Source organism: Methylophaga thalassica, from assembly GCF_030159795.1.
Lineage (GTDB): Bacteria > Pseudomonadota > Gammaproteobacteria > Nitrosococcales > Methylophagaceae > Methylophaga > Methylophaga thalassica.
This window is the reverse complement of the sequence record NZ_BSND01000006.1, coordinates 1-23,081: the sequence shown is the minus strand read 5'-3', so window position 1 is coordinate 23,081 and position 23,081 is coordinate 1. Positions and strand designations below refer to the sequence as shown.

At 45.4% G+C, this 23,081-nt stretch carries 22 protein-coding genes, 1 tRNA gene and 1 riboswitch; of the genes, 20 read left to right on the top strand and 3 right to left on the bottom strand.

Annotated features, from left to right (window positions below; genetic code table 11):
• Window positions 1–7: 7 nt before the first annotated feature.
• Window positions 8–1,645 (top strand): chaperonin GroEL, encoded by a 1,638-nt coding sequence (groL, locus tag QQL60_RS11135; protein ID WP_007143919.1) that lies wholly within the window; start codon window positions 8–10, stop codon window positions 1,643–1,645.
• A gap of 59 nt (window positions 1,646–1,704) precedes the next feature.
• On the opposite strand, the gene mscL is transcribed toward groL, so the two are convergent.
• Window positions 1,705–2,160, bottom strand: coding sequence for a large conductance mechanosensitive channel protein MscL (mscL, locus tag QQL60_RS11130; RefSeq protein WP_273178395.1), 456 nt, complete (start codon window positions 2,158–2,160; stop codon window positions 1,705–1,707).
• A 182-nt stretch (window positions 2,161–2,342) separates the two neighbouring features.
• A riboswitch (cobalamin riboswitch) is annotated at window positions 2,343–2,532 on the top strand.
• 129 nt (window positions 2,533–2,661) lie between these two features.
• On the opposite strand from mscL, the gene QQL60_RS11125 reads away from it, so the two are divergent.
• From QQL60_RS11125 to QQL60_RS11115, 3 genes are read left to right on the top strand one after another with little or no spacing between them, the layout of a single operon-like run.
• The gene (locus QQL60_RS11125) at window positions 2,662–6,981 is read left to right on the top strand and encodes a cobaltochelatase subunit CobN (protein WP_284723340.1); all 4,320 of its coding nucleotides are present in this window, start codon (window positions 2,662–2,664) and stop codon (window positions 6,979–6,981) included.
• Between the two features lie 3 nt (window positions 6,982–6,984).
• Complete coding sequence (locus QQL60_RS11120; RefSeq protein WP_284723339.1) at window positions 6,985–7,431, top strand: MotA/TolQ/ExbB proton channel family protein; 447 nt, start codon at window positions 6,985–6,987, stop codon at window positions 7,429–7,431.
• Entirely contained in the window at window positions 7,424–7,738 is a 315-nt protein-coding gene (locus QQL60_RS11115) for a DUF2149 domain-containing protein (protein ID WP_284723338.1), read from the top strand. The genes QQL60_RS11120 and QQL60_RS11115 overlap by 8 nt, the downstream gene beginning before the upstream one ends.
• 2 nt (window positions 7,739–7,740) lie before the next feature.
• Here QQL60_RS11115 and QQL60_RS11110 read toward each other — a convergent pair whose 3' ends face one another.
• On the bottom strand, window positions 7,741–8,163 hold the full coding sequence (locus QQL60_RS11110) for a lysozyme inhibitor LprI family protein (RefSeq protein WP_284723337.1): 423 nt from the start codon (window positions 8,161–8,163) through the stop codon (window positions 7,741–7,743).
• 252 nt (window positions 8,164–8,415) lie between these two features.
• Here QQL60_RS11110 and glnE point away from each other — a divergent pair, with 252 nt between their 5' ends.
• The 15 genes from glnE to queC all read left to right on the top strand — a co-directional run bounded on the left by glnE (window position 8,416) and on the right by queC (window position 21,867).
• Window positions 8,416–11,232 (top strand): bifunctional [glutamate--ammonia ligase]-adenylyl-L-tyrosine phosphorylase/[glutamate--ammonia-ligase] adenylyltransferase, encoded by a 2,817-nt coding sequence (gene glnE, locus QQL60_RS11105; protein WP_284723336.1) that lies wholly within the window; start codon window positions 8,416–8,418, stop codon window positions 11,230–11,232.
• Window positions 11,233–11,272: 40 nt separating this feature from the next.
• Complete coding sequence (locus tag QQL60_RS11100; protein ID WP_284452231.1) at window positions 11,273–12,205, top strand: branched-chain amino acid transaminase; 933 nt, start codon at window positions 11,273–11,275, stop codon at window positions 12,203–12,205.
• Window positions 12,206–12,266: 61 nt separating this feature from the next.
• A complete protein-coding gene (locus tag QQL60_RS11095) occupies window positions 12,267–13,016 on the top strand; it encodes a YebC/PmpR family DNA-binding transcriptional regulator (RefSeq protein WP_284723335.1) in 750 nt (249 codons plus the stop codon).
• Between the two features lie 11 nt (window positions 13,017–13,027).
• Entirely contained in the window at window positions 13,028–13,564 is a 537-nt protein-coding gene (gene ruvC, locus QQL60_RS11090) for a crossover junction endodeoxyribonuclease RuvC (RefSeq protein ID WP_007143907.1), read from the top strand.
• Window positions 13,561–14,157: a Holliday junction branch migration protein RuvA gene (gene ruvA / locus QQL60_RS11085; protein WP_284452234.1), complete on the top strand. Its 597-nt coding sequence runs from the start codon at window positions 13,561–13,563 to the stop codon at window positions 14,155–14,157. Before ruvC ends, ruvA begins: the two co-directional genes overlap by 4 nt.
• 1 nt (window position 14,158) lies before the next feature.
• Window positions 14,159–15,172: a Holliday junction branch migration DNA helicase RuvB gene (gene ruvB, locus QQL60_RS11080; protein WP_284723334.1), complete on the top strand. Its 1,014-nt coding sequence runs from the start codon at window positions 14,159–14,161 to the stop codon at window positions 15,170–15,172.
• Between the two features lie 4 nt (window positions 15,173–15,176).
• The gene (gene ybgC, locus QQL60_RS11075; RefSeq protein WP_273178383.1) at window positions 15,177–15,581 is read left to right on the top strand and encodes a tol-pal system-associated acyl-CoA thioesterase; all 405 of its coding nucleotides are present in this window, start codon (window positions 15,177–15,179) and stop codon (window positions 15,579–15,581) included.
• Window positions 15,571–16,239 carry a protein TolQ gene (gene tolQ / locus QQL60_RS11070; RefSeq protein WP_007143903.1) on the top strand — a complete coding sequence of 223 codons (669 nt, stop codon included), beginning with the start codon at window positions 15,571–15,573 and terminating at the stop codon, window positions 16,237–16,239. Before ybgC ends, tolQ begins: the two co-directional genes overlap by 11 nt.
• A gap of 15 nt (window positions 16,240–16,254) precedes the next feature.
• Window positions 16,255–16,707 carry a protein TolR gene (gene tolR, locus QQL60_RS11065; RefSeq protein WP_284452238.1) on the top strand — a complete coding sequence of 151 codons (453 nt, stop codon included), beginning with the start codon at window positions 16,255–16,257 and terminating at the stop codon, window positions 16,705–16,707.
• A gap of 4 nt (window positions 16,708–16,711) precedes the next feature.
• Window positions 16,712–17,827, top strand: coding sequence for a cell envelope integrity protein TolA (tolA, locus tag QQL60_RS11060; RefSeq protein WP_284723333.1), 1,116 nt, complete (start codon window positions 16,712–16,714; stop codon window positions 17,825–17,827).
• 12 nt (window positions 17,828–17,839) lie between these two features.
• The gene (tolB, locus tag QQL60_RS11055; protein WP_273178380.1) at window positions 17,840–19,138 is read left to right on the top strand and encodes a Tol-Pal system beta propeller repeat protein TolB; all 1,299 of its coding nucleotides are present in this window, start codon (window positions 17,840–17,842) and stop codon (window positions 19,136–19,138) included.
• Window positions 19,139–19,156: 18 nt separating this feature from the next.
• Complete coding sequence (pal, locus tag QQL60_RS11050) at window positions 19,157–19,729, top strand: peptidoglycan-associated lipoprotein Pal (RefSeq protein ID WP_284723332.1); 573 nt, start codon at window positions 19,157–19,159, stop codon at window positions 19,727–19,729.
• Between the two features lie 4 nt (window positions 19,730–19,733).
• Window positions 19,734–20,537: a tol-pal system protein YbgF gene (gene ybgF, locus QQL60_RS11045; protein ID WP_284452240.1), complete on the top strand. Its 804-nt coding sequence runs from the start codon at window positions 19,734–19,736 to the stop codon at window positions 20,535–20,537.
• A gap of 20 nt (window positions 20,538–20,557) precedes the next feature.
• On the top strand, window positions 20,558–21,199 hold the full coding sequence (gene queE, locus QQL60_RS11040; RefSeq protein ID WP_284452241.1) for a 7-carboxy-7-deazaguanine synthase QueE: 642 nt from the start codon (window positions 20,558–20,560) through the stop codon (window positions 21,197–21,199).
• Window positions 21,196–21,867: a 7-cyano-7-deazaguanine synthase QueC gene (gene queC / locus QQL60_RS11035; RefSeq protein WP_284723331.1), complete on the top strand. Its 672-nt coding sequence runs from the start codon at window positions 21,196–21,198 to the stop codon at window positions 21,865–21,867. Before queE ends, queC begins: the two co-directional genes overlap by 4 nt.
• Here queC and QQL60_RS11030 read toward each other — a convergent pair.
• A complete protein-coding gene (locus tag QQL60_RS11030) occupies window positions 21,858–22,145 on the bottom strand; it encodes a hypothetical protein (RefSeq protein ID WP_007143895.1) in 288 nt (95 codons plus the stop codon). The two genes, queC and QQL60_RS11030, sit on opposite strands and share 10 nt — an antisense overlap.
• Window positions 22,146–22,228: 83 nt before the next feature.
• Between QQL60_RS11030 and QQL60_RS11025 the strand changes: the two genes are divergently transcribed.
• Window positions 22,229–22,304, top strand: a tRNA-Lys gene (locus QQL60_RS11025).
• Window positions 22,305–23,081: the final 777 nt, after the last annotated feature.

The following is a 23,081-nucleotide window of genomic DNA, read 5'->3' as shown; positions in this document are numbered from 1 at the left end:
AACTACAATGGCTGCTAAAGAAGTCAAATTTGGTGCAGACGCACGTCAGTTAATGGTTAAAGGTGTAAACACTCTGGCCAATGCGGTTAAGGTGACACTAGGACCAAAAGGTCGCAACGTTGTTTTAGATAAAAGCTTCGGCGCACCAACCGTCACGAAAGACGGTGTTTCAGTGGCGAAAGAAATCGAACTGGAAAACAAATACGAAAACATGGGTGCACAAATGGTAAAAGAAGTGGCTTCGCACACTTCTGATGCTGCTGGTGATGGTACAACTACAGCGACTGTGTTGGCACAAGCTATTCTGCGTGAAGGTATGAAAGCCGTTACTGCAGGTATGAACCCAATGGATCTGAAACGTGGTATCGACAAAGCGGTTCAAGCGGCGGTTGAGCAATTACGCACTATGTCATCTCCTTGCGATGATGATAAAGCCATTGCTCAAGTAGGTACTATCTCAGCAAACTCTGACGCATCAGTCGGTAAAATCATTGCTGAAGCCATGCAAAAAGTCGGTAAAGAAGGCGTTATCACTGTTGAAGATGGTAGCGGCTTTGAAAACGAATTAGACGTCGTTGAAGGTATGCAGTTTGACCGTGGTTACCAGTCTCCATACTTTGTTAACGACCAACAAACTATGACAGCAGAACTGGAAGATCCGTATGTGCTGTTATTCGACAAAAAAATCTCAAACATCCGTGACTTACTGCCAGCTCTGGAGCAAGTGGCTAAATCAAGCCGTCCGCTGCTGATCGTCTCTGAAGACGTGGAAGGTGAAGCATTAGCAACACTGGTTGTGAACAATATGCGCGGTATCGTGAAAGTCTGTGCGGTTAAAGCCCCTGGCTTTGGTGACCGTCGTAAAGCGATGTTAGAAGATATCGCTGTTCTGACTGGTGGTACTGTTATTTCTGAAGAAGTCGGTCTGAGCCTGGAAAAAGTGACTTTAGATCACTTAGGTCAAGCGAAGAAAATCACTGTCAGCAAAGAAAACACCACTATCGTTGATGGTGCTGGCCGTGCAGATGAAATCCAAGCACGTGTTGAACAAATTCGTACACAAATTGCTGAATCTTCTTCTGACTACGACAAAGAAAAACTGCAAGAACGTGTGGCTAAATTAGCTGGCGGTGTTGCGGTTATCCGTGTCGGTGCGGCTACCGAAATGGAAATGAAAGAGAAAAAAGCACGCGTTGAAGATGCGTTGCATGCAACTCGCGCCGCGGTTGAAGAAGGCGTTGTTGCTGGTGGTGGTGTTGCTCTGGTTCGTGCAGAAGGTTCTCTGGGTGAACTGCGTGGTGACAACCATGATCAAGACATGGGTATCAAAATTGCCCGTCGTGCAATGGAAGAACCTTTACGTCAAATCGCTACAAATGCGGGTGCTGAAGCCTCTGTTATCCTGAACGAAGTCGCTGCAGGCAAAGGTAACTTCGGTTACAACGCGGCTACAGGCGAATACGGCGATATGATCGATATGGGTATTCTTGACCCAACCAAAGTGACTCGTACTGCACTGCAAAATGCAGGTTCTGTTGCTGGTCTGATGCTGACAACAGAAGCGATGATTGCTGAACTGCCGAAAGATGATGCACCTTCAATGCCTGATATGGGCGGAATGGGTGGCATGGGCGGCATGATGTAATCATCCCTCAGCCTTTAAAGCTAAAAAAAGCCCCGGCCAGTTGGTCGGGGCTTTTTTGTTTAGGCAATTTCAGATGTGCAATGTGGGCAACGGGTTGCTTTGATTAGAATGGTTGAAAAACATTTCGGACATTCTTTATTGGTGGCTTCTTTAGGGGCTGGTTCCGCTTCTTTTTCACGTTGTAGTTTATTGACTGAGCGGATTAATAAGAACACAGCAAAAGCCACGATCAGAAAGCTAATCACCGCATTAATAAAGACACCATAACTGATCACCACGGCGCCGGCTTCTTGAGCATTAGCGAGGGTGGCATATGGTCCCGCTACAGTTCCTTCTTTCAAGGTAACGAATAAGTCTGAAAAGTCGACACCTCCGAGTAACAGGCCGATAGGTGGCATGATAACGTCAGCAACCAGACTTTTGACAATCGTGCCAAACGCACCACCGATAATAATACCCACAGCCATATCTAGCACATTGCCACGCATTGCAAATTCTTTGAATTCTTTCAACATCCTTTTATTCCTCTTGTTATTTTTTCGCTGAAAATTAGGGAGCAGAGCCACTCGATTAAACATGGCGTCTCTGTGCGATATTAGCCATCGCTATTTTGACTGTCTAGCTTTAGTTGGCACATGAATATTGTGTGCGATTTTGTCTGTGTCACCAAACCGTGGTTGTTATTAAGTGATCTACGTATAATTCAGGTCTTTATGGTCTCTTACCAGAGTTAAAAGGGAATTCTTAACCGAAGCTGTCCCCGCAACTGTATACGTGAAGTTTCCGACAACGATGATGTAAAACCACTGAAATTAGTCGATTTCGGGAAGGTGAGTCGGAAACGTTGAAGCGTGAGCCAGGATATCTGCCATAAAAACGTTGTTATCCGATGGCCGGGGTGTGCAGTTGGAGCGGGAAACCGTTTAATGGCGAATCATCTTTGAGTTGTTAAGCGGTGTGTGGTTTTCCGGCATGGTTTGATAGCTCAGTGTTTTTATATATTGATGGAAAGCGCTGTGTATAACCGAATTGTTCTCTGTTTAGTCCTGTTTCTTTTCTCTGCATCAGCATTCGCTGAGCAACTCTTACTGATTGTGACGCCAAGGAATGTACCGGAAGTAGTATCAGGTGCACATGAATTTTTAAAAGACACATCGCAACAGCCCGTCTCTGTACAAATACGTACAACAGAGCAGTGGCAAGATTTATCCACACAAAAGCAATCACAGTTATTGCAGCAGTCAGATTTAGTGTTTGCTGGCGGTGTGTTTGGCGAAACCGCCAATCAACTGGTGGAATATAGCAAAAAAGGTTTGTTAAACAATCTTATTGCTTTGCATAGTGATCAACGTCTGGTGATGGCCTCAAGTCTTGATGGCAAAGCATTATTAGCCGGGCCACCTGATAAGTTGATGCAACATCCTGATCCCACCATATCAACAGAGCAATGGATGGCATCACTACTAGAACAACATTCTGAACAGCAAGCCTGGCTGATCACGCGCTTCTTCTGGTTAGGAAGAAATAGTGAAAATATGCAGGGTTTAATCCATCATCTGCATCATATCGTTCGATATGAAGATACGATTGAGCGTCCGCAGTTAGCTGCACAGCTCAGGCTTTATCATCAAGGTAAAATCACCTTACCAGAGCAGTTTGAGTTTTCAGCAAAACCTTCATGGGTGGTATTGCTCGATTATGAAACCGGGGAACGACCCGGAGAAAAGGCTTTGCTGGATGCAGTTTGTGAAAACATAGCTGATGAAAAGACCGGGTGTGTGTCAGTGCTTACTGCCTGGGGTGATGCCAGTTTATCTGCGATTAAGCTACTGACACAACATAAATCACAGATCAGCTCGATAGTATCATTACAAGACTTTGTAATAGGTGGCTCTGAACATCGGCAAGCGGTCACCGATGAGTTAAAAGAACTGGATGTGCCAGTTATCAAAGCGATGCGTTTAAGTGACAGCACCCGTGCCGAGTGGGAACTGTCTGAAGCCGGGATTAGCTGGGATTCGGTGCATTACCGGGTCGCTATGCCTGAGTTGCAGGGGCTTTCTCAACCGATGGTCGTCGCGACCATGACACCTGCTGAGGTTGATAATCTCACCGGGGCCAGACTCGCTTTTTCTGAGCCAGTTGCTTCACAAGTGAGCTTATTGTCACAGCGTCTAAAACGCTGGCAACAATTGCAGGATAAAGCGAATCAGGATAAAAAAGTCGCCATCATTTATTACAACCATCCGCCGGGCCGTCACAATATCGGGGCGGATAATTTAAATGTGGTGGAGTCTTTATTCGATATTTTGCATTCACTCAACAATAGTGGCTACAACACGGGTGAACTGCCAAAAACATCAGCGGAGTTATTAGACTTATTACAGCAGCGTGGTGTGAACCTGCCAGAAGATCATGAAGCACTGGCCGCCATGTCATCCGTCGTAAATACTGTTGATAGCCAAACTTATCTGTCCTGGTTTCATACCTTACCGGAGTCATTACAGCAGGAAATGGTCAATGGACCGCTGGGTTTATTGCACGCCAATTTAAAACAAGCGAAAGCGTTAAAAGCTCCCAGTATTGCAAAACACTTATTAGCCAGAGTGATGGAAGATATCCGCCATGTGGTGGATGGGGCAGATCATGCTGGTCGGGATCGTGTTTTGCAATTACTCACTCAGCTCCAGATCCTTTATCAGCAACCTTCAGACGAGATGGATTGGCAGCAGGCTGAGCAATTAATTACGGCGATTAGTCAGCAGTGGATTGAAGGTGTACGTGGCTGGGGAGAAGCACCGGGTAATGTAATGGTGTTTGATCATGAAATCCTGATTCCCGGTATTCAATTTGGCAATATTTTTGTTGGGCCTCAACCGCCAAGAGGCTGGGAGCTGAATGAAGAGTTATTACATGCGAACTTATCATTTCCACCGCCACATCAGTATATGGCCTTTTACCAATGGCTAAGAAATGAGTTTCATGCCGATGCTTTAGTGCATTTAGGCCGACATTCCACTTATGAGTTTCTACCGCGACATCGTGTGGGTATGGCGGAAAATGATTATCCACAAGCGATTCTGGCTGATTTACCCAGTATTTATCCATACATTGTGGACGGGGTTGGCGAGGGCATTCAGGCGAAACGCCGTGGTTTAGCCGTGATGATTGATCACCTCACCCCACCTTTGGCAAGTACAGAGCTATATGACCAATTATTGGCGCTTCGTCAGGTGGTTGAAAGTTATGAGTCGGCGCCTGTGAATGCCGGTGCAATGCGTGACCGTGCAATTGATGAAATGAAACGTTTGATTGCCGAGTTGAATTTGGAAGATGAGCTGACAGCCAATATGTCTGCTGAGCTGGAAGTGCGTGGCTTAAGTTCGTTTGAACAGGTGGATGACGATTTGCTGGTGCATGAAATCGGCCATTACCTGACCACACTGCAAGAAGATTTCATGCCGTTAGGTTTGCATGTGTTTGGTCGTGAGTGGTCTGAAAAAGCCATTCAAACCATGCTGACGTCGATGAATAATGGTAAACAAACCACGGAAAACTGGGAACCACTGTTACGGGAATCTCCGGCGGCAGAAATATCGGCTTTACTGGCTGCGCTGGACGGCCATTTTGTCGAGCCCGGTAAAGGGAATGATCCGATTCGCACACCATCGGCTTTACCTACGGGGCGTAATTTCTATGCCTTGGATGATAGTTTGATTCCTTCTCGGTTAGGCTACAAAGTGGGCATTGCTTTAGCTGAAAAAGCCCGTGCTGAGTCGCCAGCTAATGCTAAACAGGACAGTGATGCTTTAGTGTTATGGGCCTCGGATGTGGTGCGTGATGAAGGCGCGATGATTGCCTTTGCCTACGATATGTTAGGTGTGAAACCGACCTGGAATAGCCGTGGGATTTTTAGCGGGTTGGAGCGGTTAGAGCTGACTTCAGCAGACTTTAGTTCAAACCCGCCGCGTATTCGTCGGGATATGTTACTGACCACATCGGGTTTATTTCGTGATTTGTATGGTTCGCAGTTAGTGTGGTTGGAGCAGGCAGTCTTAATGGCTTTGGATGCCTCTTCGGGACTGATTCGCCGTGATTATCCTGCTTTAACATTATCTTTAGATGCTGCCCTAGAACGTTTGCAGGTAAAAGAAAAGCCGGGTTTCGAATCTTTGGAGCAGAACCAAGTAGCCGCTCGTTGGGTGGCAGATGCCAGTGCGGCATTACGAGCGGGGATATCTGAACAAGAAGCCGGGCTGACAGCGAGTTACCGTATTTTTGGCGCACCTCCCGGCGCGTATGGCGCGGGAGTGAATCGTTTGGTGGAGCGTTCAGGTGCTTGGGAAAATCGTGAACAAGTCGCGGAAACGTATATTCATCGCATGGGCCATGCTTATGGCGCAGAGCTGGACGGCCAGGCACAGCAGGCCCTGTTTCAACAGCGGTTAAAACATGTCGGCCAAACATATTTGGGGCGAGGCAGTAATCTGTATGGCGTCATGGATAACAATGATGCCTTTGATTATCTGGGGGGACTGAGTTTAGCCATTGAAACCAGCCGTGGTCAGGCGCCGAATAATTATATTCTGGCACATAGTGATAGTAGTGATTTACGGGTCGATCCTTTACAAAGTGTGTTGTTGAGCGAATTACGAGGCCGCTACTTGAATCCTCAGTGGCTTAAACCTCTGATGAATGAAGGTTATGCTGGCGCGCGCACCATGGGCAGTGAGTTTTTAGAGTATCTATGGGGCTGGCAGGTGACCAATCCCGGCATTGTGAAAAGCTGGGTATGGGATGAAGTCAAACGTGTGTATGTCGATGATGGTCTGGATCTCGGCTTAGATGAGTTCCTTGAACAAGACCACAATGTGCATGTGAAAAGCAATATGCTGGCGATTATGCTGGTCGCGGCATATAAAGGCTTTTGGCAGGCAGATGAGTCGACCTTACACGATCTGGCACAGCAGTTTACCGATTTAGTTGCAGCAAATGGCCTGCCGGGAAGTGGTCATACTGCGCCGTCACATCCGATGTATGTCTGGTTGAATGATTATTTAGACGCGGAGCACCAGCAGCAATTAGCTGAGGTGTTAAACGCCGCAAAAATGCCAGAAGCGGATTTGCCTGATGCGCCAAGCCATATTGCGGAGGTCACTGAACAAACAGCGACTCAGGCTGAGCAACAGCAAACAAATTTATCTGAGGAACAACAGCAAGAACAAAACAAGCAACAACGTTTCTGGCTGTATTTGCTATTAGGTCTGGTGATGTTATTGGTACTGGTCGGTATCGCAAAAGGGGCGCGTGCACCTATTTCGAAGGCTAAGGAGTAAGTAATGTTGAGTTCACAGTCGATAGGTGTGATGCATCACTTAGTGGGGTTTTTGCTGGAACCGGTCATTTGGGCGCTGATGTTGTTTGCTGCCTTAAGCGTTATAGATATTGGTATTGCACTGGCCGAGCGTTTTTCTGGTTTAAAAAAGTGGCAACAGTCTGGTCAAACTGACGCGTTTGAAACCTTAGCGTTTAAACGTATCGAACGTAGCGACTTTTTAGCGAGAATTGCTCCGATGCTGGGATTGATGGGAACGCTTATTCCTCTTGGCCCCGGCTTATCAGCCTTGGGTAATGGCGAATTAAGTATTTTAACCACCGCGATGAGTGTGGCATTTGATACTACTGTGTTGGGTTTGTTTGTCGGCATTATCGGTTTTGTTTTAGGGCGATTGAGACGACGCTGGTATGACGAGGTGTTGACCTCAATGGAGCAAGCTCATGACTAGACGTTGGCGCAACAGTCGTTTTGATGGCAATGATGATGAGCCATTAGGCCCTATGGCCAATCTATTAGACTTAATGTTGGTGTTTGCCTGCGGCTTGATCGCGGCATTGATCTCAATGAGCAGTCAGTTACAAGACCATTTCCAGTCAGAGAACAGTCAGGCAGATCATGCTTTGACAGAATTACAGTCGATGAAAGAGTTACCGCAGATGCCGGAGGGAATGCAGGGTGGGGCTGATGGATATGAGTCTGTTGGCCAAGTTTATCGCGATCCGAAAACCGGCAAGCTCATTATGATTGGGCAATGAGTTTACTCATACGTTAATGCTGGTTCAGGCATGATAGCTGGAGTACTGTCCATATAAGTGAGATAGCTCGACCAGATTTCATGTGTTCTTATCTCAGTCAGTTTTATCTGACAGCCAAGCGACATGGCAACACGAATAGTGCCGTCCATCCAAATGATGTAAATGCTGTCACAATAAGCTTTTTTATAAGCCTCCCAGGCGGCTTGCCCTGTTTCAATCGCTTCTATGACTTGAGTTTCATCGTGATAACGTTGTTTTGCTGCTGCCAGATAATGTTTCATGATGTCCTGTTTTTGCTGAAGTTCTTCATTAAGACACGCATTAATTTCCAGTGTGGTAAAAGCTGATGCGCAGTCAGTTTCTGTATGAGCAAAAACAGGCAAGCTGATCAACAAGCTGAACACTATGAGTAGACGACTTAGCATTATCTTTCCTTAAAACTTAGGGGGTGATGGTTATACATACTTTACATCTCCAACTGATCAGATGCGGTTAATCGTTTCTTTTTGTAGCTTGATTATGTTCAGTGACTTAGTCAACGAGCTATAAATAAGCCTCAATGAACCATTACGATGACGGTAAATGTGGCTTGAACACCATAAAGTATTCATTAGCGCATTTGGTATTAGTGAAGCTTAGGGTAAAGTAATCTTTTTGTCTCGTTATCCGGAGTGTTTATGTCCTCAGCATTTGTTTTGCCAGAACCTTGGCAGCATGCCTTAAAGACTTACCCAGAGTTGCTCAATGAAGCACCAAAAGTGTTAGCGGCAAGTGATTATGTGAATCACTGGGGGCAGAGACAGGAAACGATGCTGATGCAGTTGCTTGAATCACAACAACTGCAAAAAAATCTTTCTCAGGAGGAGATTGCTCAGCAGCTGGCTTCCATGCTGCAAGGCGTCACAACGGAGGAGCAGTTACATCAGAAATTACGTCATTTTCGGCAATGGATGATGGTACGCATTATCTGGCGGGACCTGGCCGGTTTGGCTGATTTAGCCGAGACCATGGCAGATCTTTCGACGATGGCAGATGTCTGTATCCAACAGACATTGGATATCCTATATCACTGGCAAGTTGAAATTAATGGCGTGCCCCGAGGGCCTGATGGTCAAGAACAACAGATGATTGTGCTGGGGATGGGTAAGCTGGGGGCAGGAGAGCTGAATCTGTCATCCGATATTGATCTTATCTTCACTTATCCAGAAGAAGGGGAAACCGAAGGAGGCAGAAAACCGCTAAGTAATAGTGAGTTTTTTGTTCGCTTAGGACGAAAATTAATTCAGGCGCTGGATAACCAAACCGTCGATGGTTTTGTCTTTCGTGTGGATATGCGGTTACGCCCCTTTGGCGAAAGTGGTGCCTTGGTCTCGAGTTTTGATGCGATGGAAGAGTATTACCAGACTCAAGGGCGAGAGTGGGAACGCTACGCCATGATTAAAGCCCGGGCTATCACTGGCAATGAAGCCGATAAAAAAGCCCTTTCAGATATGTTGCGTCCCTTTGTTTATCGGCGTTATTTAGACTACGGCATGTTTGACTCATTACGTGAAATGAAGTCAATGATTGCTGGACAAATGCATCACCGTGGCATGGACGACAATATCAAATTGGGCGCAGGTGGTATCCGTGAAGTTGAATTTATTGGCCAGGTTTTTCAGCTAATTTATGGCGGGCGTGATCGACCCCTGCAACAACGACCTATTCTGACCATTCTCGATTTATTAGCGGACAGAAAATTATTGTCCACTTATGCGGTAAGCCAGTTAAAACGTGCTTATGAATTTCTGCGCAGAACAGAGCATCGTATTCAAGCCTGGGCCGATCAACAAACCCATATTTTGCCCAGTGATGACACATCAAGAAACCGACTTGCGCAAAGTATGGGTTTTGAAGATTGGATAAGTTTTTATTCAGTACTCAAAGACTATCGGCAACAGATTCAAGAGCATTTTGACCAGTTGCTGACGGCGCCACAAGCTGGTGATGATGGTGCTGGGATAAAAATTTCTTTGTTCAATGCCCAGCCTGAAGAAAAGTTATCATTTATCGAACAATGTGGATACGACGACCCAGCCGAAATATTGGCCGTTGTCGATAAATTACTTGATCTGCATATCTGCCGAAATCTGAGTCAAACCGGCAGGCAACGGCTTGAGAAATTATTACCGCTGTTATTACAAGCAACAGGCAATGTCGATAATGCTGATGCGTGTTTGCCACGCTTAATGCCATTGATGGAATCTATTATGCGTCGCAGTGCCTATATGGCGCTATTAGTAGAAAACCCGATGGCATTATCGCAACTGGTCAAGCTCTGTGCTGCTAGTCCTCTAATCAGTACCCAGTTGGCAAAATACCCTGTGTTGCTGGATGAGTTGCTCGATCCTCGTTCACTTTATGAAGTCCCTGAAAAAGAAGAGCTAAAAATACAGTTACTGCAGTTTTTATCATCCGTTGATGCCGATGATTTAGAGCAATTGATGAATCGTCTGCGTGAGTTTCGTCAGATTGCGACTCTACACGTGGCTGCCGCGGATGTGACAGGCGTGTTGCCTCTGATGGGGGTCGGTGATCAATTAACAGAACTCGCAGAACTTCTTCTGGAGCAAGTGTGGCGAATCGCTTGGGAACACTTGGTTGCCAAGCATGGTTATCCACCGGTTACCGATAATGATGATCCTCAGCAGTGCGGTTTTACCATTCTTGCCTATGGTAAGTTGGGTGGGCTGGAGCTTGGGTATGGTTCCGATCTCGATCTTGTCTTTATTTTTGATGATGAGCAGGAAGGCATGACCGATGGTGAGCGGCCAGTTGATTTAATCGTGTTTTATACCCGATTGGCTCAACGCATGATTCACCTGCTGAATACAGTGACTCCCGGCGGTATTCTTTATGAAGTGGATATGCGCTTGCGGCCGAGCGGTGCATCTGGCTTATTAGTCAGCCCATTATCAGGGTTTACCGAGTATCAGCAAAAAGAAGCATGGACCTGGGAACATCAGGCGCTGGTGCGTGCGCGCACCGTGATTGGAGACCGCCAACTTGCGCAAAAAGTGACGGATGTTCGTCAAGATATATTGGCGAGACCCCGCGATGAAGCGATGCTGGCGGAGCAAGTTAGAGAGATGCGTGCGAAAATGCGCCAGCAACTGGATAAGAGTGATAGCCAACTATTTGATCTAAAACAGGGTAAAGGTGGTATCACTGATATCGAATTTATGGTGCAATATGCAGTATTGGCATGGTCAATGGACTTGCCTGAATTACTCGTTTACACCGATAATATTAGGATTTTGGAGGCGCTAGTCGCTTCCGGAAAGCTTAAACCCGCTGAAGGGGAAATGTTGGCAGACGCCTATCGTTATTATCGGAACGAAGCCAACCACTGTGTTTTACAGGATAGACCCACATTAATGTCAGTAACTCAGTTACAAGACTTTCCGCAGCAGGTTGTGCAGATTTGGCAGCGCTGGTTAGGTGATAACGCCTGAAATCAGACTCAGATTAATCAATGAACTTGGAATAAAGCATATGGCAGTAGCAACAATGGCAGATCGTGATGGCGTTATCTGGCTCGACGGTGAATTAGTACCGTGGCGTGAGGCCAAAGTCCACGTCCTGACACATACTCTTCATTACGGCATGGGCGTATTCGAAGGGGTGCGTGCTTATAAAACAGAACAAGGCACGGCTATCTTCCGTATGCAGGAGCACACTGATCGTCTTTTCCGCAGTGCCAAAATTTTAGGCATGGGCATGCCATTTGATAAGGAAACGATCAACGAAGCTCAACGTACTGTGGTTCGTGAAAATAATCTGGATTCAGCTTATATCAGACCGATGTGTTTTTATGGTTCAGAAGGCATGGGGATCCGTGCTGATAATCTGAACACTCACGTGATGGTTGCCGCATGGCACTGGGGTGCTTACCTCGGTGAAGAAAATATGACAAAAGGTATTCGCATCAGAACCTCATCGTTCACGCGTCACCATGTCAATATCACTATGTGTAAAGCAAAAGCCAACGGTAACTACATGAACTCAATGATGGCGCTGCAAGAAGCGGTCAGTTGCGGTTATGACGAAGCGTTGTTGTTAGATACACAAGGCTTTGTGTGTGAAGGTAGTGGTGAAAACTTCTTCATGGTGCGTGATGGGGTTTTGTATACACCTGAACTGACATCTGCGTTGGAAGGTATCACCCGTGAAACAGTCATGACGCTGGCACGTGATATTGGCCTGAAAGTCGTTGAAAAACGTATCACTCGTGATGAAGTGTATATCGCTGACGAAGCCTTCTTCACAGGTACAGCGGCTGAAGTCACTCCTATCAGAGAATTGGATAACCGTCCGATTGGTGAGGGTACACGTGGTCCTATCACTGAAAAACTTCAGGCAATGTATTTTGACCAGGTTTATGGTCGCAGTGATGTATACAAAAACTGGAACACATTAGTTCGATAACTTAGGACTATTCGCCTGAGCAGCGAGGTTCAGGCTGGCAACAAAAGAGGTATATAAGTACATGGCAGGTCATAGTAAGTGGGCAAATATTCAGCATAGAAAAGGTGCACAGGATGCCAAGCGTGGCAAACTCTTCACTAAGCTGATTCGTGAAATTACTGTTGCAGCCAAAATGGGCGGCAGTGATCCAGCAGCAAACCCACGATTACGTGCTGCAATCGATAAAGCGCTCGGCGCGAACATGACAAAAGATGTTATCGAGCGTGCAACAAAACGCGGTGCCGGTGAACTGGAAGGCGTTAACTATGAAGAAATTCGTTATGAAGGTTACGGCCCTAATGGGACGGCTATTATGGTTGACTGCATGACCGATAACCGTAACCGCACTGTTGCCGCTGTGCGTAATGTTTTCACCAAGCGCGGTGGCAATATGGGAACGGATGGTTGCGTCGCTTTTCTGTTCAACAAAAAAGGCATTATTTCACTGGCCAGTGGTACTGATGAAGATGCGGTGATGGAAGTCGCGCTTGAAGCAGGTGCTGAAGATATTGTGACCAATGCTGATGGCTCTATTGATGTGTTTACTTCGCCTGAAGACTATTCAACGGTCAAAGATGCATTAGATGCTGCTGGGCTGGAAACTGAATCAGCCCAGGTAACCATGCATCCTGATACCACCGTCAGTCTGGATGTCGATGATGCCCAAAAAGCCATCAATATGATCGAAGCATTTGAAGATCTGGATGATGTGCAGGAAGTGTATTCCAACGCGGACTTTTCTGATGAGGTCATGGCTCAGCTGAATAGCTGATGTCATAAGGTATGCCACGTATCCTGGGGATTGATCCTGGTTCAAGAAAAACCGGTTTTGGCATTATCGAAATTGATGGAAAAAAAATAAAACACGTCATCAACGGCCGTTTAATGGTCGGTGATGGCGAGTTTGCCGATAGATTAAGGCAAATTTTTGAAGGTTTAACGGATCTGATTGAACGTTATCAACCCGATATGATGGCGATTGAAAAAGTTTTTTTACATAAAAACGCCGATTCTGCTTTAAAACTGGGGCAGGCCCGTGGCGCGGCTATCTGTGCGGCGGTAAATCAGCAATTGACGGTGTCAGAATATACGGCGACCCAAATAAAAAAAGCCGTGGTCGGCAATGGCCATGCAAATAAAGCACAAATTCAATATATGATGTCGGTGATTTTGAGTTTACCTGAATCACCCGAAGAGGATGCGGCCGATGCTTTGGCCTGCGCTCTTACGCATGCACATCACTCTGCTATTGGTGGTAGCCAGAGTAAATTACCAGCAGGTATGCGCACCACTCGGCGCGGAGGAAGGTATAGTCGATGATTGGACGTTTGCGGGGCATCATTATTGAAAAGCAGCCACCAGAACTTGTTCTGGATGTGCATGGCGTTGGTTATGAGTTATCAGCACCCATGTCGACCTTCTTTAATTTACCCGCTGTGAATGAAGAAGTGATGCTTTTCACTCATATGGTGGTGAGAGAGGATGCTCAGCTTTTATATGCCTTCGCGACTGAACGTGAGCGTTTACTTTTCAGAAGTCTATTGAAAGTCAACGGGGTAGGTGCCAAGCTTGCCTTAACGATTCTTTCTGGCAGTGATGTGGATACTTTTGCCCGTAGCGTGCAGGAGGGGGATACCGCCAGTCTCACCCGTTTACCTGGCGTAGGTAAAAAAACAGCCGAAAGATTGATTGTCGAAATGCGTGACCGACTTAAAGAAGTCAGCTCAGCTATGGGCATTGATACCATTGTTTCGGAAATGCCAATGACAACAGCCGGTGCTAAAAGCGAAGCGATTGAAGCGCTGGTGGCACTGGGTTATAAACCTAACGAAGCCGATAAAATGATACGCAGCTTTGATAGTGAAGGTATGACGACCGAACAAATCATCCGCCAAGCATTGCAGAGAAACTGACATGGAAGAACGGTTTATTTCTCCACAGAGCAATAACGATGAAGAACGTATTGATCGTGCAATTCGTCCGATTACGCTTGAGGATTATATTGGTCAACCGGTTGTCCGTGAGCAGATGGACTTGTTTATTTCAGCGGCTAAACAGCGAAAAGAGGCACTTGATCACACCTTGATTTTTGGGCCGCCCGGGTTAGGTAAAACGACTCTGGCGAATATTATTGCCAATGAAATGGGGGTCAATCTACGCCAAACATCGGGGCCTGTTCTGGAGAGACCCGGCGATTTGGCTGCCTTACTGACTAACCTCGAACCTAATGATGTTTTGTTTGTTGATGAGATTCACCGACTGAGTCCTATCGTTGAGGAAGTGCTTTATCCGGCGATGGAAGACTACCAAATCGATATCATGATTGGTGAAGGCCCTGCTGCTCGTTCTATCAAGCTGGACTTGGAACCATTTACGCTGGTGGGAGCTACCACTCGGGCAGGCTCACTCACTTCACCTTTACGCGATCGCTTTGGGATTGTTCAACGACTGGAGTTCTACAATACACAGGATTTAAGTACGATTGTTGAACGAAGTGCCCGGATATTGAATGTAAAGTTAGATGCCAGTGGTGCTCATGAAGTAGCACGACGTTCACGCGGTACACCGCGTATAGCTAATCGTTTGCTGCGCCGTGTTCGAGATTATGCTGAGGTGCGTTTTAACGGCGAGGTGACAGCGGAAATTGCCAGACAGGCACTGGACTTACTTGATGTCGATAATTATGGCTTCGATATGTTAGACCGGAAATTACTGCTGGCGATTATTGAGAAGTTTGAAGGCGGGCCTGTAGGTTTAGATAACCTGGCGGCGGCCATTGGTGAAGAACGTGGCACGATAGAAGATGTACTTGAGCCATACTTGATTCTGGAAGGCTTTATTATGCGCACTCCACGTGGTCGTGTCGCGACCAAGCGTGCCTGGCTGCACCTGGGATTAAGTCCTGATCTGACATTGGACGGCCAATAATTTTATGCAAGAATTTGTTTGGCCAATCCGGGTTTATTATGAAGATACCGATAGTGGCGGAGTCGTGTATCATTCGCAATACGTGAACTTTATGGAACGGGCAAGAACGGAGTGGTTAAGAGCGTTAGGCGTTGAGCAGAGTACACTCAGACAAGAACAAGGTTTGTTGTTTGCTGTGCATTCAATGCAGATTAATTATCGGCGTCCTGCTGTATTTAATGACCTCTTACAAGTCATCTCCCGTCTGCAGAAAAGATCCGGTGCCAGTATTGTTTTTGAGCAGAGTATCTATCGCGGTGAGGAACTGTTGTGTGATGCTTTGGTCAGAGTTGCGAGTCTTAATGCAGAGACATTTCGCCCCAAACCCATACCTAATTTTATTTTGACGGAGTTGCATAGTGACTGCTGATCTATCGATTATCACCTTAATAGCTGAAGCTAGTTTGATTGTTAAACTGGTGATGCTGGTGTTATTAATGATTTCATTTTATTCGTGGCTGATTATCTTCCGTAAGCGAGGCGAGTTGGCAAAAGCAAAACGTGACGCGGATAATTTTGAAGATAAATTCTGGTCTGGCAACGAGCTGAATCGACTCTATGAAGACATTTCCTCACGGCCACACACCAGCCGGGGCATGGAAGGTATCTTTGAAGTCGGTTTTAAAGAATTTGTCCGCTTAAAGAAAACCTCGACAGATAGTAACTATGTACTTGAAGGCGCCCAGCGTGTGATGCGAATTTCGCTGGCCAGAGAAATTGACCAATTAGAAACCTCACTGCCATTTCTGGCAACAGCAGGTTCTACCAGTCCTTATATCGGTTTGTTTGGTACGGTTTGGGGGATTATGAATTCTTTCCGTGCATTAGGTAATGTTCAGCAGGCAACGTTATCGATGGTTGCGCCGGGGATTTCAGAAGCTTTGATCGCTACCGCAATGGGTCTGTTTGCTGCTATTCCAGCCGTTATTGCCTATAACCGTTACTCCAACGAAGTGGAGCGTTTAATCAATCGCTACGATACTTTCCTGGAAGAGTTTTCTTCTATTTTACAGCGTCAACATAGTTAGCCCCGAGGTTAGGTCATGGCTGTACATTCAAACAGACGACAACGACGCAAGGCGATGAGCGACATTAATGTTGTGCCCTATATCGACGTCATGCTGGTGTTATTAATCATCTTTATGATCACTGCCCCCATGTTGACTCAGGGGGTTCAGGTTGAGTTACCGCAGGCAGATGCAAACCCCGTTGACTCACCAGAAAATACAGAGCCTTTTGTTGTTTCTGTTGATGCAGAAGGCAACTTTTATGCGGCTGTAGGCGACAAGCAAGATGAAGCTGTTGGGCCAGAAAGATTGATGGCAATAACCAGCGCAGTCTTGAGCCGTAACCCTAAAACACCTGTGATGGTGAAAGGTGATAGTGCAGCGAGTTATGGGAATGTGGTTTCTGCAATGGCGCTGTTGCAAAAAGCGGGTGCGCCGAGTGTTGGCCTGATTACCCAACAGCCAGAATCAACCGAGAACGCTCAGTAATATTATGAAACACAATATCGTCGACAATCTTTTTGCTGGCGCATCATCTCTGGTGTTACATGTCGTCCTTTTTGCCATGTTCATCATTGGTATGGATTTGACTTCAACGCCAAAACCATTAGCACAGGAACCACAAAAAGAAATTGTTCAGGCAACCGTGTTAGATGAAAACCTGGTCGAGCAGGAAGTTGCTCGTCTGGAGAAGCTTGAGCAAGATAAGAAAAACGCTGAGCAGGAACGTCAGCAAAAAGTGCAGGAGCAGTTGGAAGAAACACAAAAAGAACTTGCCCGTAAGGAGCAGGAATATCAGGACATGGAAGAACGCTCTCGTATTGAAGCAGAACAGAGAGCGAAGGCTGCAGAAGAAGAAAAACAGCGTATTGCCGATCTAGCCAAACAAAGAGAAGCGGAAGAACAAAAACGTTTGGAAGCAGAAAAACAAAGAAAACTGGAAGAAGAACGTAAACAAAAAGCTGAAGCTGAGCGTAAACAGGCTGAACTTGAAAAACAAAAAGTAGAAGCCGAGAAAAAACGCTTAGAGGAAGAAAAGCGCAAAGCTGAAGCTGAGAAAAAGCGTATAGAAGAAGAAAAACAAAAAGCGGCGGCAGAGAAAAAACGGTTAGAAGAAGAGAAGCGTAAAGCGGAAGAAGCGAAACAAAAGGCCGAAGCTGAGAAGAAACGTTTAGAGGAAGAAAAACGCAAAGCCGAAGCTGAAGCCAAACGTAAAGCAGAAGAAGCGAAACGTAAGGCCGAAGAGGAAGCTCGTAGAAAAGCTGCCGAGTCTGATCTTCAGCGCCAGCTTGAGCAGGAACAGCAAGAGCGTGAAGCACGCCGGGTAAAAGGTGTTGTCGATCAATACAGTCTGATGATTCAGCAACGTGTAAAACGTTATTGGTTAAGGCCGGCAAATGTTCAATCAGGACTTCAATGTACAGTACAAGTGTCACTGTTACCCGGTGGTGATGTTAAGAATGTGAAAATTGTTAAAAGTAGTGGCAATTCAGTCTTTGACCGATCTGCTGAGTCAGCTGTATATAAAGCAGCGCCACTACCGCAGCCTTCAGATCCAAAAGCTGCAGCAGCATTACGAGATTTTCAATTTATCTTTAAACCCGAATAGAGGATGGATGCGATGTTCACACGTTGGTTAAAAACAGTCGCGCTATTAATGTTTTTCGTGCCATGGCCGGCACATGCGTTATTAACAATCGAAATTACAGGCGGTTCGGAAGCGGCATTACCTATTGCTGTCGTACCCTTTGGCAATGAGGGCTTCGCGCCGCCGGAAGATATTTCCAGCATCATCAGTAATGATTTAAAAAGTAGTGGTCGCTTCGCACCATTAAAACAAAGCGAGTTAATTTCGCAGCCACATGAAGGCCAGCAGGTGAACTTTGCGGATTGGCGGTTATTACGTTCTGAAGGCTTATTGATCGGTAAGGTTAGCAGCCAGGATGGAGAAAACTATCAAGTACAATTCCAATTGTATGATGTATACAAATCACAGCAACTGGTAGGTAAACGCTATAATGTGCCCGCGTCTGGTATGCGCAACCTTGCACATCAAATCGCCGATATTGTCTATGAAACCCTGACTGGTGAAAAAGGTGTCTTTTCAACACGTCTGGCCTTTGTGACAGAAATTAAGAATGCAGATGGTAGTAAGCGTTATGCCTTACAAATTTCTGATGCCGATGGTGCAAGCCCAAGAACGGTACTGCAATCAAGACAACCTATCATGTCGCCAAGTTGGGCACCTGATGGTGATCGTCTGGCCTATGTGACATTTGAAAATGCGAAATCTGAGATTTTTGTGCAAGAACTCAGTACAGGTAAAAGACAATCAGTCGCTTCTTTCCGTGGTTTGAACAGTGCGCCAGCCTGGTCACCCGATGGCAAAAAATTAGCGGTTACCTTATCAAAAAACGGTAACCCGGAAATTTATGTCTTAGAATTAAGCACTGGAAAATTGTCACGTGTGACACACAATTCACAAGCGATTGATACTGAAGCGGTATGGATGCCAAATGGTCGTGAGATTTTATTTACCTCTGACCGTGGCGGCAGACCACAAATTTATAAAGTGAATGCAGATGGTGGACGTGCTGAACGTGTTACCTTTGAAGGCAACTACAATGCCTCTGCAGATATTTCTCCTGATGGACGCATGATGACAATGGTACATGGCGTTAACGGCAAGTTTCATATTGCCGTGCAGGATTTAGAGACAGGCGCGGTTCAGGTGTTAACTGAAACGCGAGCTGATGAGTCCCCGAGCTTTGCGCCAAACGGCCGCATGATTTTATATGCAACCGAGCAAAAAGGCAGAGGTGTATTAGCGGCAGTGTCCGTTGATGGCCGAATTAAACAACGCCTGGGAGAATCAGGTAGTGCGGTACGTGAACCGGCATGGTCGCCTTTTAAAAAGTAAGTGATAGGAGTCAATTAAATGAAAAAATTAAAATTGTTTGCGGTCTTAGTTCCATTGCTATGGTTAGCTGCTTGTAGTTCAACACCCAATAAAGGTATGAATGAAGGTGATGTGGCTGTAGAGGATCTAAGTGCACAAACATCAGGAGTTAATGGACAAGGTAATGCTGACAGTAGTGAGTACGGCTCAGAAACTCAGGTTGTTGTGGGTGAAGATGGCTACCAAGGTAATGAGTTGAATGATCCTTCAAATCCATTATCTAACCGTGTGGTTTATTTTGAATATGACAGTGCGAATGTTCGCCAGGAAGATCAGGCAACATTGCAAGCACATGCTGCTTATTTAGCGAAACACCCTAATGTGACAGTCAGATTAGAAGGTCATACTGACGAACGTGGTTCGCGTGAATATAACCTTGCATTAGGTGAACGCCGTGCTTTATCTATTCGTCAAATTTTAATGTTACAAGGTGCTGACATCAGTCAATTCCAGGTAACAAGTTTTGGTGAAGAAAGACCAGCAGTTGATGGTTCTGATGAATCTGCCTGGGCGCAAAACCGTCGTGTAGAAATTGTTTATTTAGGTCGATAGAAAAATGCAGATTAACGGCAAAAAAAAATTCATTTGTGCCGTGATTCTGGCTGTTACTCTGCCCAATATTAGTTGGGCAGAGACAGAGCCACTTCAGCAGCGTGTAGAAAGGCTGGAGCGAATCATTCAAGGCCAGGGGCTGATGAACCTGATAACTCGTGTTGATCAGTTACAAAATGAAATTCAACGTCTTAATGGTGACAATGAAACATTAAGGCATGAGCTAGAGCAAGCGCAAAAACGTCAGAAAGAAATGTATATTGACTTAGACGAGCGCATGCAAAAATTAGAAACCAACGCCTCTACGGATGCGAGTAATTCAGTAAGCAGTGATGAGCCAGCAGATACTTCAATGGCGAATGCTGGTATTAATGAAACAACGGATGAGCCATCTCCCACTGATGCAGCGCCAGTCGCTGTTGAAAATGGTGAGGCCGCCTATCAAGCTGCACTGCAAACGCTGCGAAGCGGTCAATACCAACAGGCAATTGATGCCTTAGCAAAATTCCCTGAACAATATCCGGGCAGTGTGTATTTACCTAATGCCTATTATTGGCAAGGTGAAGCAAAATATGTGTTAAGACAGTTTGCTGATGCGGCTGCGCTTTTCCAAATCGTTATTGATGAATATCCTACAAGCTCAAAAGTAGCAGATGCGCTTTTGAAAAGAGGGTTTAGCGAACAGGAAATGGGGGATAGCCAACGAGCTGAAGCTACGTTGAATCAAGTAGTAGAAAAGTACCCAAATAGTTCTGCAGCCAGACTCGCAAAAGCCAGGTTAGAACGTATCAATCAGCAAGCTAATTAAGACAGTGAGCCGGTAATTTTATGGCGCAATGTCGTATAACGGAAATTTTTTATTCTCTACAGGGTGAGTCCCGTACAGTGGGACTGCCGACTGTGTTTGTGAGGCTGACAGGCTGTCCGCTTCGCTGTGGTTATTGTGATACTGAGTATGCATTTCATGGCGGAGAAAAGATGGACCTCGATGAGATTGTGGCCAAAGTCGCTGCGTTTAATCCTCGATATGTCTGTGTGACAGGTGGTGAACCACTCGCTCAGCCCAACTGTATACCTCTATTAACGGCATTGTGTGATCGTGGTTATGAGGTGTCATTAGAAACCAGTGGGGCTATGGATATAAGTAAAGTGGATAAACGTGTCAGCCGCGTTATGGACCTGAAAACACCAGGCTCAGGCGAAGAAAGTAAAAATCGTTATGAGAATATCGAACTATTAAATACTCACGATCAGCTTAAATTTGTGGTTTGTCATCGTGATGATTATGACTGGGCAAAAGAGAAATTACAGCAGCATCAGCTAAATGAACGATGTGAAGTATTGTTTTCCCCTATTCACGGGCAGTTACAACCAGCTGAGCTTGCTGAGTGGGTTGTTGAAGACAATTTACCCGTAAGAATGCAAATACAGATGCACAAATATCTGTGGGGTGAGGAGAAAGGACGTTGAAAAAAGCCGTCATTCTTTTATCCGGTGGGCTTGACTCTGCGACTGTGCTGGCGATTGCCCAGCAGCAGGGATATAAATGTTTCACGATGAGCTTTGATTATGGTCAACGTCATCGAGCAGAATTACACGCCTCAGCCAAACTTGCTGAAGCCATGGGTGTTACTGAACATAAAGTTATCAATATTGATCTCACTGCCATTGGTGGTTCGGCACTGACGGATTCGTCCATAGCTGTTCCACAACAGCACGAAGAAGGCATTCCTATTACCTATGTGCCAGCACGAAATACAGTATTTTTATCAATTGCATTAGGATGGGCAGAGGTTTTAGAAGCGGATGCCATTTTTGTTGGTGTCAATGCAGTAGATTATTCTGGCTATCCGGATTGTCGTCCTGAATACATTGCTGCTTTTGAGACGATGGCCAATTTAGCAACAAAAACGGGTGTGGAAGGTCATAAGTTAACGATAGAGACTCCACTAATAGACTTAAGTAAGCAGGCCATTATTGAAAAAGGTATTTCCTTAGGTGTGGATTACAGTCTCACTGTGTCATGCTATCAAGCTGATAATGAAGGCCGGGCGTGTGGTGAATGTGATTCTTGCCGATTCCGCAAAGAAGGTTTCAGGCAAGCAGGCATAACGGATCCAACACCTTATCAAGACTGATCTAAGGTTAATTCAGCTTCTATTTCAGTTGCTGATTCAATCTCAAATGTTTTGAAACGTTTAAACGCTGTTAATAAATCACTTCTGGCCTGTTCGTTCTCCAATAGAAAATAGTTCTCTACGGCGCTAACAATATTGCTCATGAGATGGTTTCTTTCATCCATATACAACAATGCCTGAGCAACATGTTGATGATCATGGCCTGTTTCGAGCATTAATTCGGCGTTATTTAAAGCGGTTTTTAGTGTCGCTTCATCAGGTTTAGCAATGCTGATCATAGACACCTCATAATTAATTTAAAAAAAATGTGTCAAAAGGGTTGTCATTTATTTAGAAAACGGTATTATATGCCGCTTGGTTTGGGCCGTTAGCTCAGTTGGTAGAGCACCGGACTTTTAATCCGATGGTCCTGCGTTCGAGTCGCAGACGGCCCACCACAAATTCAAAGGGTTATGCTAAAAGCATAACCCTTTTTTATTGCCTGTAGTTTATGCTTTGCTTGAGCCATATCACAAAACTGCACAATTCAATTATCTCCACTCAGTTGTAATCGTTGTTTCCAAAAAATAAGTTTCTCCATACTAGGCGTATGTATCTGTGGTCGTTATGAAGAGTGAAAAGTAGATACGGACGTATCAATCATTCCGTTTCATATTTAATACCCTCAATAACAACTTCGATTTCCTACCATTGAATGATCAACAAAATTTTTATAATAAATTTAGCGATGCCTAGCAGCCTTGTTGGGAGGTTTCAAAACTCTGGCTTTATTAGCTAAAGAGTTTGTTCCTATATGGAGGCCAGTATCGTTAGCTAATATTATCAAGTAGATTTTTAAACGTTTGAATGGGCTAAACGGCTACTTGGCAGCGCTTAGTTTTGCTTATGAAAAGTGGTTATACCAACATAAGCAGAATTAAATACGGTGCAAGTGGAATACGTTTTGATAATTACCTTCTTATTTATTAAGTGGTTATCGGTGAGTAAAGGGGTGTCTGCTTTTAAAGGGAAAGGAAAATGACAAAAATATTACGGTTTTGTGTTGCTTTCATGAATTTCCTCGCGTAATATGCGCCCCTCTTGCTGATGAGGGAGCCCGAAAAGGCTAGTTGAATTGGCATTTGACTTAAGGTTTACAGTTTCAAAAAATGTAAAAAATTAAGTTGACAGTCTGGCAGAGAGCTGTATAATTCTCGCTTCTTTGTTGCAGGAAA